The sequence below is a fragment of the Rouxiella sp. T17 genome (assembly GCF_036663475.1).
Classification (GTDB): Bacteria; Pseudomonadota; Gammaproteobacteria; order Enterobacterales; family Enterobacteriaceae; genus Rouxiella.
The window spans coordinates 102,420-114,809 of record NZ_JAWUEA010000037.1 but is presented as its reverse complement, the minus strand read 5'-3'; the positions used below and the strand labels follow the sequence as shown (position 1 = coordinate 114,809).

The 12,390-nt window shown below is 56.6% G+C and carries 10 protein-coding genes; all 10 read right to left on the bottom strand.

Translation table 11 applies throughout. The annotated features are described in order from the left end of the window. On the bottom strand, positions 1-1,530 hold the full coding sequence (nuoM, locus tag SC206_RS15830) for an NADH-quinone oxidoreductase subunit M (RefSeq protein WP_332738538.1): 1,530 nt from the start codon (positions 1,528-1,530) through the stop codon (positions 1-3). A 31-nt stretch (positions 1,531-1,561) separates the two neighbouring features. Then, the gene (nuoL, locus tag SC206_RS15825; protein ID WP_332738535.1) at positions 1,562-3,409 is read right to left on the bottom strand and encodes an NADH-quinone oxidoreductase subunit L; all 1,848 of its coding nucleotides are present in this window, start codon (positions 3,407-3,409) and stop codon (positions 1,562-1,564) included. Further along, a complete protein-coding gene (nuoK, locus tag SC206_RS15820) occupies positions 3,406-3,708 on the bottom strand; it encodes an NADH-quinone oxidoreductase subunit NuoK (protein WP_045047368.1) in 303 nt (100 codons plus the stop codon). The genes nuoL and nuoK overlap by 4 nt, the downstream gene beginning before the upstream one ends. After that, on the bottom strand, positions 3,705-4,268 hold the full coding sequence (gene nuoJ / locus SC206_RS15815) for an NADH-quinone oxidoreductase subunit J (RefSeq protein WP_332738529.1): 564 nt from the start codon (positions 4,266-4,268) through the stop codon (positions 3,705-3,707). The genes nuoK and nuoJ overlap by 4 nt, the downstream gene beginning before the upstream one ends. A 12-nt stretch (positions 4,269-4,280) precedes the next feature. Beyond that, the gene (gene nuoI, locus SC206_RS15810; RefSeq protein WP_332738527.1) at positions 4,281-4,823 is read right to left on the bottom strand and encodes an NADH-quinone oxidoreductase subunit NuoI; all 543 of its coding nucleotides are present in this window, start codon (positions 4,821-4,823) and stop codon (positions 4,281-4,283) included. 19 nt (positions 4,824-4,842) lie between these two features. Continuing rightward, positions 4,843-5,820, bottom strand: a complete 978-nt coding sequence (gene nuoH / locus SC206_RS15805) for an NADH-quinone oxidoreductase subunit NuoH (RefSeq protein ID WP_332738525.1) — start codon at positions 5,818-5,820, stop codon at positions 4,843-4,845. Further along, on the bottom strand, positions 5,817-8,543 hold the full coding sequence (gene nuoG / locus SC206_RS15800) for an NADH-quinone oxidoreductase subunit NuoG (protein ID WP_332738523.1): 2,727 nt from the start codon (positions 8,541-8,543) through the stop codon (positions 5,817-5,819). The genes nuoH and nuoG overlap by 4 nt, the downstream gene beginning before the upstream one ends. A 121-nt stretch (positions 8,544-8,664) precedes the next feature. Then, entirely contained in the window at positions 8,665-10,029 is a 1,365-nt protein-coding gene (nuoF, locus tag SC206_RS15795) for an NADH-quinone oxidoreductase subunit NuoF (RefSeq protein WP_332738521.1), read from the bottom strand. Next, positions 10,026-10,583 carry an NADH-quinone oxidoreductase subunit NuoE gene (gene nuoE, locus SC206_RS15790; protein ID WP_332738519.1) on the bottom strand — a complete coding sequence of 186 codons (558 nt, stop codon included), beginning with the start codon at positions 10,581-10,583 and terminating at the stop codon, positions 10,026-10,028. The genes nuoF and nuoE overlap by 4 nt, the downstream gene beginning before the upstream one ends. A gap of 2 nt (positions 10,584-10,585) precedes the next feature. Continuing rightward, positions 10,586-12,385 (bottom strand): NADH-quinone oxidoreductase subunit C/D, encoded by a 1,800-nt coding sequence (nuoC, locus tag SC206_RS15785; protein WP_332738517.1) that lies wholly within the window; start codon positions 12,383-12,385, stop codon positions 10,586-10,588. Between the last annotated feature and the right edge of the window lie 5 nt (positions 12,386-12,390).

The window sequence follows — 12,390 nt, the reverse complement described above, 5'->3', positions numbered from 1 at the left end:
TTACGGCCTTGTCGTTGAAATTGATGAAACTGATGACCCGAACCAGTGCTGGATATTGCTCATTGCTGCGCTCGACGTATCCAGAATTGGCTGAGGATAAACGCCCAGCAACACCAGCAGTACGACCAGCAACAGGATGATCGACAGCTCGCGTGCCGTCATACCCTGTAATGGTTGGTCCGACTTAGGCGCGCCGTAATACGCACGCTGCATCATAACCAGCGAATAAACCGACGCAAACACCAGTCCGAAAGTCGAAATCACGGTAATGACCGGCACAATCGGGAAGCTGCCGAACAGAATCATGAATTCACCGACAAAGTTACCGGTCCCTGGCATCCCGAGCGTTGCCACCGCGAAGAACAGCGACAGCGCAGGCAGATACTTGATACGTCCCCACAAACCGCCCATCAGGCGCATGTCACGGGTGTGCAGGCGCTCATAAATCTGACCACAGATAATGAACATCCCGGCGGCAGAAAGGCCGTGGGCAATCATCTGAATCACCGCGCCCTGATAGGCCAGCTGGCTGCCGGTAAAGATGGCAATCAGCACGAAGCCCATGTGCGACACAGAAGTGTAGGCAATCAGGCGTTTGATATCGGTCTGCGAGAAGGCCATCCACGCGCCGTAGAAAATGCCGAGCACGCCCAGCCACATCGCGATAGGAGCAAACTCGTGCGAGGCGTTCGGGAACAGCGGCAGGCTGAAACGCAGCATTCCGTAGGCCGCCGTTTTCAGCAGGATCCCGGCCAAATCGACCGAACCCGCCGTCGGCGCCTGACTGTGCGCATCCGGCAACCAGCCGTGGAGCGGCACCACCGGCATTTTCACCGCGAAAGCGATAAAGAAGCCCAGCATCAGCAGGTATTCAACGTTATGCGTCATCGGCGTCTTCAACAGCAACTCATAGTTGAAGGTCCAGACGCCGGTCGCGTTGTAGTGAACAAACACCAGCCCGAGAATCGCTATCAGCATCACCAGACCGCTGGCCTGGGTATAGATGAAGAACTTGGTCGCCGCGCTGATACGGGTTTTACCGTCAGACGCCTTGTGTCCCCAAAGCGCTATCAGGAAGTACATCGGAACCAGCATCATCTCCCAGAAGAAGAAGAACAGGAACATGTCGATGGACAGGAACACGCCGATCACGCCGCCCAGAATCCACAGCAGGTTCAGGTGGAAGAAGCCCTGATAACGCTGAATTTCACGCCACGAACAGAGAATAGCCAGCAGGCCGAGCAGCCCGGTCAGGACCACCATCAGCAGCGACAGGCCATCCAAAGCCAGATGGAACGAGATGCCGAAACGCGGGATCCACGGCAGCATAAACTCGGATTGCCACTGTGGAATGCCCGCAGGTGCCGTTAACGAATAGCCGCCCTGCAACCAGAGTTGCAGGGAAAGCGCCAAGGTCAGTCCCATCGCGATCAGAGCTATCCAGCGCGGTACTTTGCTTCCGAAGCGCTCAGTCTGCCAACACAGCAGTCCGCCAATAAAGGGGATGAAAATTAGCCAAGGTAGTAGCATGGCGTTGAGGTCCCTATGTTTTTACAATGTTTCAAATCGCCAGCAATAGCGCTAACACGACGACTGCACCCAATCCCATAGACGCGACATACCAGCGCGTCTGCCCATTTTCACTAAACACCAGTCCGCGATTGCCCAAACGAGAGAGCAGCGCAGGAGTATTCATCAACGAGTTCAAAGGGTCACGTTGCAGGAGTTTTGCGATGCCCAGATACGGTTTCACAAAAATCATGTCGTAAAGCCAGTCAAAGCCCCATGCGTGGAACCACCAGGTAGTGAAGAAGCGGCCCGGCGCGCTTTTTGCAATGCTGTTAACCAGCGAGCGCTTGCCGAGATAGAGCGCCGCCGCCAGCAAGATGCCGACGATGGCTACCACACCTGAAGTGATTTCCAGCGTTAATACCGTTCCGTGCGGCAACTCTTTGGTGCCCGGCAAGACGCCTTGCAGTGGCGGAACGATCATCGCGCCAATGAAAGTCGACAGAACCAGCAGAACCAGCAGCGGCAAGTGGTGAGTAATCCCTTTGCCCGCGTGCGCCTTGATCTTCTCTTCGCCGTGGAAGACGATGAAAATCATACGGAAAGTATAGAGCGAAGTCATAAACGCGCCGACCAGTCCGGCAATCAGCAGGTTAAGATTGCCGTTCGCCAGTGCGCCCGCCAAAATTTCGTCCTTACTGAAGAAGCCAGCGGTAATGATTGGCAGGGCTGACAGCGCCGCGCCACCGACCAGGAAGCAGACATAGACCAGCGGGATGGATTTACGCAATCCGCCCATCTTAAAGATGTTTTGCTCGTGGTGGCAGGCCAGAATCACCGAGCCGGAGGAGAGGAACAGCAGCGCCTTGAAGAACGCGTGGGTCATCAGGTGGAAGATGGCTGCGTCCCACGCCTGCACGCCCAGCGCCAGGAACATGTAACCAATCTGGCTCATGGTCGAGTAGGCGAGCACGCGTTTGATGTCGGTTTGCACCAGCGCGGCAAAACCTGCCAGCACCAGCGTCACCGCGCCGATAATCCCGACCAGATGCAGAATTTCGGGCGCCATCAGGAACAGACCGTGCGTACGGGCAATCAGATAGACACCCGCGGTCACCATGGTTGCGGCGTGGATCAAGGCAGAAACCGGTGTTGGGCCCGCCATCGCATCGGCAAGCCAGGTTTGCAACGGCAGCTGCGCCGATTTACCGACCGCGCCGCCGAGCAGCATTAATGTTGCCCAGGTAATTGCCGTATCGCCGACCGCCAGCTTTTGCGGTGCCAGAATCATGAGCTCGCGAATGTTCAACGTACCCAACTGGTGATACAGAATGAACAGCGCGAACGCGAGGAACACGTCACCGACGCGGGTCACGATAAAGGCTTTCATCGCCGCCGCGCCGTTATCCGGATTGGTGTAGTAGAAACCGATCAGCAGATAGCTGCACAGCCCTACCCCTTCCCAGCCGAGATACATCAGCAGCAGGTTGTCGGCCAGAACCAGAATCACCATGCTGGCGATAAACAGGTTGGTATAGGCGAAGAAGCGGGAGTAACCCTCTTCGCCGCGCATGTACCAGGAGGCAAACATGTGGATGAAGAAACCAACGCCGGTGACCACGGAGAGCATGGTCATCGACAGGCCGTCGAGCGTCAGCGTGGCGGCAATATTAAAATCGCCGACCTGCATCCAGTTCCAGAGGTTCTGGTTGAAGACCGCCACGCCCGCCGCGCGCTGACTCAAAAAGTTGATGCCGACGTAAATCGTCACCAGTGCAGCCAGACCAATCGACCCTACGCCTACCGTGGCGGAAGTGTTTTCAGACCAGCGTCCGCGAGAAAAGGCCAGCAACAGGAAGCCAATCAGCGGAAATAAAATCGTTAAGAAGAGTAGGTTCATCCGCGCATCTCACTGACAGTGTCGATATTCAGGGTGTGACGACGACGATAGAGTTGCAGCAACAAGGCCAAACCAATACTGGCTTCCGCTGCCGCCAGGCTGATTGCCAGGATATACATCACCTGTCCGTCTGCCTGTCCCCAATAGCTGCCGGCCACAATAAAGGCCAGCGCCGCCGCGTTGATCATGATTTCCAGACTAATCAACATGAAAAGCAGATTACGGCGAACCAATAATCCGGTCAGACCCAACACAAACAGGATTGCGGCCAGAATCAGGCCATGCTGTAGAGGGATCATGCTCTCTCCTCCGTTTTTCTTTTAGCCATCTCTTTGACTGGCGCAGCGGAAGCACTGCCGAGCACTTCGCCCGGTTTGTGCTCACGTCCGATGTGGAAGGCCACGACCAAACCGGCCAGCAGCAGCATTGACGCCAGCTCGACCGCCAGAACGTAAGGTCCGAACAGCGCGATACCCACGGCTTTCGCGTCAACCATCGTGCCTTTGATGCCCTGATCGTGCAGACCGGTAATCGACACAATCATGACCACCAGCAGCACCACGGCCAGAATCGTCGGACCAATCCAGGTCGCGGGTTTCAGCCATGCCTTTTCCTGCTCCTGCACGCTGCCGAGGTTGAGCATCATCACCACGAAGACAAACAGCACCATAATGGCACCGGCGTAAACGATGATCTCCAGCGCGGCGGCAAAGTAAGCCCCGAGCGAGAAGAACACCGCGGCAATCGCCAACAGTGAGATTATCAAATACAGCAGCGCGTGAACCGGGTTGGTGTGCGTGATAACACGCAGCGTCGCCAACACGGCCACGAGAGCTGAAATGTAAAATGCAAATTCCATGCTTGCGGCTCCTTAAGGCATCAGACCTTTGACGTTGATCGGCTTGGCTTCGTTTTCGGCTTCGCCTTTCGCTTTGCCGTCAACTGCCATACCGGCCATCCGGTAAAAGTTATATTCCGGATACTTACCGGGTCCAGAGATCAACAGGTCTTCTTTCTCGTACACCAGATCCTGACGTTTAAACTCGCCCAGCTCAAAGTCTGGCGTCAGCTGGATAGCCGTCGTTGGACAGGCTTCTTCGCACAGGCCGCAGAAGATGCAACGGGAGAAGTTGATGCGGAAGAATTCCGGATACCAACGGCCATCTTTCGTCTCGGCTTTCTGAAGCGAAATACAGCCTACCGGACAGGCAACCGCACACAGGTTACAGGCCACGCAGCGCTCGTCGCCGTCAGGGTCGCGGGTCAATACAATACGACCACGATAGCGCGGCGGCAGGTAAACAGGCTCTTCCGGATACATCAAGGTTTCACGTTTGGCGAAGGCGTGCAGGCCTATCAGCCACAAACTGCGAACCTGGGTGCCGAAACCAACCACTAGTTCTTTCAATGTCATGGTTCAATCACCCCTTATATTAATTTGCGTTGTACAGAATGACCGCGGCGGTCGCCAGCAGATTCAGCAAGGTCAGCGGCAGGCAAATACGCCAGCCAAAGGACATCACCTGATCGTAACGTGGACGAGGTAACGCAGCGCGAAGCAAAATAAACATCACCATGAAGAACGCGGTTTTCAACGCAAACCAGATGAACGGCGGCAGGAATGGACCCTGCCAACCCCCGAAGAACAGCGTGACGATCAGTGCGGAAACGGTCACGATACCGATATATTCGCCCACAAAGAACAGCCCGAACTTCATGCCGGAATATTCGATGTGATAACCGTCGGCCAGCTCCTGCTCGGCTTCCGGCTGGTCAAACGGATGACGGTGACATACCGCGACGCCCGCAATCGCAAAGGTCAGGAAGCCAAAGAACTGCGGAATAATGTTCCACAGGTGTTCCTGCGAACGCACGATATCTTGCAGGTTGAACGACCCCGCCTGCGCCACCACGCCCATCACCGACAGGCCGAGGAACACTTCGTAGCTCAGGGTTTGGGCCGAAGCACGCATCGCGCCGAGCAGCGAGTATTTGTTGTTACTCGACCAGCCAGCGAACAGCACGGCGTAAACCGTCAGACCGGCCATCATCAGGAAGAACAGAATGCCGATGTTCAGGTTGGCGCCGTACCAGGTCGGCGCAACCGGCACAATCGCGAAGGCCATCAGCATGGAGCTGAAGGCTATCATCGGTGCCAGAGTAAAGATGGCGCGGTCGGAAAACTTCGGCGCCCAGTCCTCTTTGAAGAACATCTTGATCATGTCGGCAACCAGCTGCAATGAGCCGCCCCAGCCGACACGGTTTGGTCCGTAACGGTTCTGGAACAGGCCCAGCAGGCGGCGTTCGGCAAAGCTCATAAACGCGCCGCAGGTGACCACCACCAGCAAAATCACCACCGCTTTGACTACGGCGATGAGGGTGTCGATCACTTCAGGTGTAAACCAGTTCATCGGGTTGCCTCCCGCAAATTCTCAACCGTTGCGCCTACCAGCACCGGAGGAATTCCCGGCAAGCCCAGCGGCAGACCAACTTGTCCTTTACCTAGCGTTTCGCTCAGACGTACCGGCAGAGTCAGGGTTTGACCGCCACAGGTAAACTCAACCTGCGTGCCCTGATTGACGCCAAGCTGCGCGGCATCGGCCGGATTCACCATCACGTAGGCTTCTGGCATACGCTGCTGAATCACGTGTGAACGTTGCGACATCTCTTCACTACCAAACAGGTGATAGTAAGGCGCGACACGCCAGTGATTTTCTTCGGCAGCAAAGGCGACCGGAATTTCGCTGTAATAGTCGAGACCGCCCTCGCCTGCTTCAATCAGGCGCACACCCGGATCGCCGTGACGCAGCTTGCCGCCGACTTCAGCCTGGAATTTGTTCCACGCCTGCGGGGAGTTCCAGCCCGGCGCCCAGGCAAACGGCACCTGTTGACGATTAGCGTAAGGGCTGTTGTTCCCTTCCATCGAGAAGGCAAACATGGTGTCTTTGTCCTGCGGCTGACGCGGTTCATGCACGTTGATGTTGGCGCGCATGGCGGTACGGCCGCTGGAGCGGTTTGGCGAACGGGCCAGCTTTTGCCCGCGAATACGGAATGACGCGTTTGGTGCGGCTTCGACCATGCCTTTCAGCTGGGGAAGCGCGGCGACGCAGGCGTCGATAACGTGATCGAGCTGGGTCCAGTCAACCTGACGGCTGTTGAGCGTCGAGTGCAGCGAGTGCATCCAGCGCCAGCTTTCAAGCATCGTTACCGTGTGGTCGTAATAAGCCGGATCATAAACCTGGAAGAAGCGCTGGGCGCGGCCTTCCTGATTGACCAGCGTGCCGTCGCTTTCGGCGAAGCTCGCCGCAGGCAGGATAAGGCTGGCCTTGTCCATGATGCGAGTGCGTTGGTGATCGACCACCAGCAGGTTCTGCACTTTGTTCAACGCGGCGTCGATTGCGGCTTCCGGCGCCTGGCGATAGAGGTCGTTTTCCATCACGATAGCGCTGTCTGCGCCGCCGTTGGCCAGCAGGCTCAGCGCATCGTCGAGATTTCCGCCGCCGATGAGCGACAGGCCGATGCTGTTGGCAGAAGAGGCAATAAAGGTGATGCCGACGTCGCTACCGCGCGCTTTCAACGCTTTTGCCACGTTGGCTGCTGCCGCGATAATCGCGTCGCTGCCTGCGTTGGTGCCGGTAATAATCAGCGGTTTTCTTGCGCCGGTCAGCGCCTGCATGATCATGTCGACTTTCTTGTCGACGCCTTCCGCCAACTCGCTGACGGCAGGCGCCGTTTCATCGATGGCGTGAGCAATCGCGAAGCCGAAACGCGCCTGCTCGTCGACCGGCGCGCGGAAGTTCAGCGCGGCAATATCATCGAGGCGGGTGTTATCGACGTTGGTCACAAACAGCGGATGCTTGGCGTGCTGACCAATGGTTTGCACGGCGGCAATCTGCCAGTCGGCGACACGCTGCGCGGCGGCCATGGCGCGCGCCTTGCCCTTCACAGCCTGACGCACGGCCAGCGCAATACGCGCGCCGGTTTGCGTCAAATCTTCGCCGAGCACCAGAACGGCATCGTATGATTCGATGTCGTGCAGGGCTGGCGTCGTCACGCCGCTGTTTTTCAAGATGTTCAGCATCATCGCCAGACGGTTTTGCTCCGCCGCGTTGATTCCGGTATAGAAGTTTTCAGCGCCGACCAGCTCGCGCAGCGCGAAATTGCTTTCGAGGCTGGCGCGCGGTGAGCCGATACCGATGGTTCTGCTGGACTGGCGCATAATATCCGCCGCGCCCTGCATCGCCTGCTCGGCGTTCAGTGCGATCCAGTCATTGCCGCGCTGCTGCATCGGATGTTTAGGACGATCTTTTGCATTCACATAGCCATAGCCAAAACGACCGCGGTCACATAAGAAGTAGCGGTTTACCGTACCGTTGTAGCGGTTTTCGATACGACGCAGCTCGCCGTAGCGCTCGCCCGGGCTGGTGTTACAGCCTACGGAGCACTGCTGGCAGATGCTAGGTGCAAACTGCATGTCCCATTTACGGTTGTAGCGTTCGGAGTGCGTTTTATCGGTGAATACGCCGGTCGGGCAGACTTCGACCAGGTTGCCGGAGAATTCGCTTTCCAGCGGACCATCTTCCGGACGACCAAAGTAGACGTTGTCGTGCGCGCCGTAGACGCCGAGATCGGTGCCGTCGGCATAGTCTTTGTAGTAGCGAACGCAGCGATAACAGGCGATACAGCGGTTCATCTCGTGAGAAATGAACGGGCCGAGATCCTGATTCTGATGGGTACGTTTAGTGAAACGATAGCGGCGCGTGGCGTGGCCGGTCATCACCGTCATATCCTGCAAGTGACAGTTTCCGCCCTCTTCACACACCGGACAGTCGTGCGGGTGGTTAGTCATCAACCACTCGACCACGCTCTCCCTGAACTGTTTGGCTTCGCCGTCATCGATGGAAATAAAGGTTCCATCGGACGCTGGCGTCATACAGGACATCACCAAACGGCCACGGGTATCGTCCGCATTTTGGTATTGCTTGACCGCACATTGGCGACAAGCGCCGACGCTTCCCAGCGCCGGATGCCAGCAAAAATAAGGAATATCGAGGCCAAGGGAGAGGCAAGCCTGAAGCAGGTTGTCCGCGCCGTTAACATCGTATTCTTTGCCGTCTACATGAATCGTAGCCATAGTCAGCATGCTTCCACAAGGCTCATCTTTCGATGAGCGCGTTAATCAAAAATTCTGGCTCTCCCTAGCAATCCGAATTATTTCGGGAGAGGTTTCTCAAAGCATAATTATATTGAGCGACTTACCATCGCTCTTTCAGCAGGTTGTTTGGCTGTATGCCGCCAATTGCCCGCGCATTGCTGAAATGCTGCGTGGCGATACCTGCTTCGAATTCATCGCGGAAATATTTAATCGCACTCTGCAATGGCTCAACGGCGCCCGGCGCGTGAGCACAGAATGTTTTACCCGGGCCGAGCTGGCGGCAAAGCTGCTCGAGGGTTTCGATATCTCCGGGCTGACCTTTGCCCTCTTCCAGCGCGCGCAGGATCTTGACGCTCCACGGCAGGCCGTCACGGCACGGCGTACACCAGCCGCAGGACTCGCGCGAGAAGAACTCTTCAAGGTTGCGGACCAGAGAAACCATGCCGATTTCGTGATCGACGGCCATCGCCAGCGCAGTGCCCAAACGGCTGCCCGCTTTACCGATGCTGGCAAATTCCATTGGCAGATCAAGATGTTGATCGGTCAGGAAGTCCGTTCCCGCGCCGCCCGGCTGCCAGGCTTTGAATTTCAGCCCGTCGCGCATGCCGCCCGCGTAGTCTTCAAGGATTTCGCGCGCCGTGGTGCCAAACGGCAGCTCCCACACGCCCGGGTTTTTCACGCGACCCGAGAAGCCCATCATCTTGGTGCCGGTATCTTCGCTGGTCGAAATGCCTTTGTACCACTCCACGCCGTTAGCCAGAATCGCCGGCACGTTGGAGAGCGTTTCGACGTTGTTGACGCAGGTCGGTTTGCCCCACGCGCCCACGGACGCCGGGAAAGGCGGCTTGGAACGCGGGTTGGCGCGACGGCCTTCCAGCGAGTTGATAAGCGCCGTTTCTTCACCGCAGATATAACGACCCGCGCCGGTGTGAACAATCAGTTCGAAATCAAAACCGGTGCCGAGAATATTTTTGCCGATAAAACCGGCGGCGCGCGCTTCTTCAATCGCACGGCGCAGATTCACGGCGGCTTCGATATATTCGCCGCGCAGGAAGATGTAGCCGCGATAGGCTTTCAGCGCGAAGGCACTGATCAGCATGCCTTCCACCAACTGGTGCGGCATCTGTTCCATCAGCAGGCGGTCTTTATAGGTGCCCGGCTCCATTTCATCGGCGTTACACAGCAGGTAACGGATGTTCATGGATTCGTCTTTCGGCATCAGGCTCCACTTCAAACCGGTAGAGAAGCCCGCGCCGCCGCGCCCTTTCAGGCCGGAATCTTTTACCAGCGCGACGATTTCGTCTTGCGACAGCGTGTTCAGCGCTTTTTCGGCACCGGCATAGCCATTTTTGCTGCGATATTCATCGATCCAGACCGGCTGCTGGTCTTCACGCATGCGCCAGGTCAGTGGATGCATCTCCGGCGTGCGGATAATTTCTTTTGGCGTGTAGCCGTAGACATTCATGAGTAACGCTCCAGTAACTGACCGATCTCTTCGGGTTTCAGGTAGCTGTGCGTGTCTTCGTCAATCATCATGGTCGGGCTTTTATCACAGTTGCCGAGACAGCAGGTTGGCAACAGAGTAAAGCGACCGTCCGGCGTGGTTTCACCCGGCTTGATATTGAGTTTGGCTTCGATAGCCGCCTGAATGCCCTGATAACCCGTGATGTGGCAAACCACGCTGTCGCAGTAGCGAATGACGTGGCGACCCACCGGCTGACGGAAAATCTGGCTGTAGAAGGTAGCCACACCTTCAACGTCGCTCGCCGGAATGTCCAAAATCTCGGCGATGGCATAAATTGCGCCGTCCGGCACCCAGCCACGCTCTTTCTGTACGATTTTCAGCGCTTCGATAGAGACCGCGCGGGCATCTTCGTAATGGTGTTTTTCATGTTCAATCGCATCACGTTCAGTCGCGCTCAGCTCGAAAGTCTGCTTGCCACTCAGTGCCGCATCGTAAGCGGCAGGTGTTGAGACGTTGATATACTGAAGCTCTGAGTTTTTATTGAGATCTGTCATCGTTAGCGGTCCACATCTGACATTACAAAATCGATACTGCCCAGATAGACGATCAGGTCGGAAACCAGGCTGCCACGGATAACTGACGGAATTTGCTGCAAATGCGGGAAGCTCGGCGTGCGCACGCGGGTGCGGTAGCTCATGGTGCTGGCATCGCTCGTCAGGTAGTAGCTGTTAATCCCTTTCGTCGCTTCGATCATCTGGAAGGATTCGTTGGCAGGCATTACCGGCCCCCACGACACTTGCAGGAAGTGCGTGATCAGGGTTTCGATGTGCTGCAACGTGCGCTCTTTCGGCGGCGGCGTGGTCAGCGGGTGATCCGCCTTGAACGGGCCTTCCGGCATGTTGTCGACACACTGCTGCAAAATGCGCAGGCTCTGGCGCATCTCTTCCATTTTCAGCATGACGCGGGAATAGGAATCGCTGACGCCATCGCCGACCGGCACTTCAAAATCAAAGTTTTCATAACCGGAATACGGACGCCATTTACGCACGTCGAACTCGATGCCGGTGGCGCGCAAACCTGCGCCCGTGGTGCCCCACGCCAGCGCGTCGTCGGCGTTATAAGCCGCAACGCCTTTGGAACGGGCGACCAAGATGCTGTTTTTCAGCGCGGTCTTCATGTAGGAGTCGAGACGTTTCGGCATCCACTCGAGGAATTCGCGCATCAGGCGTTCCCAGCCTTTTGGCAGGTCGTGCGCCACGCCGCCGATACGGAACCAGGCCGGATGCATACGGAAACCGGTGATCGCTTCAACCACGTCATAGATTTTCTGACGATCTGTGAAGGCGAAGAAGACCGGCGTCATCGCGCCAACGTCTTGAATAAAGGTCGAAATGTAAAGCAGGTGGCTGTTGATACGGAACAGTTCGGAGAGCATCACGCGAATGGTGTTTACGCGATCGCCTACCGTAATGCCGGCCAGTTTTTCGACCGCCAGCACGTAAGGCATCTCGTTAACGCAGCCGCCGAGGTATTCGATACGATCGGTGTAGGGAATGTAGCTGTGCCATGACTGGCGCTCGCCCATTTTTTCGGCACCGCGATGGTGATAACCGATGTCCGGAACGCAGTCGACAATCTCTTCGCCATCGAGCTGCATAACGATGCGAAACGCACCGTGCGCCGACGGGTGGTTAGGGCCGAGGTTCAGGAACATAAAATCTTCGTTTTCGGTGCTGCGCTTCATGCCCCAGTCTTCAGGCTTGAAGGTGAGCGCTTCCATTTCGAGATCTTCTTTCTGCTTGGTCAGCTCGAACGGGTCAAACTCGGTGGCACGCGCCGGATAATCTTTACGCAGCGGGTGACCTTCCCAGGTCTTTGGCATCATGATGCGAGTCAGGTGCGGGTGACCGTCAAAGGTAATGCCAAACATTTCCCACGTTTCGCGCTCATACCAGTTGGCGTTCGGGTAGACCTTGGTCAGCGTCGGTAAATGCAGGTCGTTTTCGGCCAGCGCCACTTTCAGCATGATGTCGCTGTTACGCTCAATGGAAAGCAGATGATAGAAAACGGAAAAATCCGCAGCGGGCAGGCCGTCGCGGTGGGTACGCAAACGCTCGTCTACGCCGTGCAGGTCGTACAGCATGACGTAAGGTTTTGGCTGTTTGCGTAAAAAAGTAATCACTTCCAGAATCTGTTCGCGCTTGATCCATACCACCGGGATACCGGTACGGGTCGGCTGAACAGAAAAGGCCTCGGGCCCAAAACGGTTACGCAGCTCGCCAATAACCGGATCATCGAGATGATCGCGGGTCTGCCATGCTGGCTGTGCGAGGTCTTGCGTCGTCAAATCTGTCATATTTT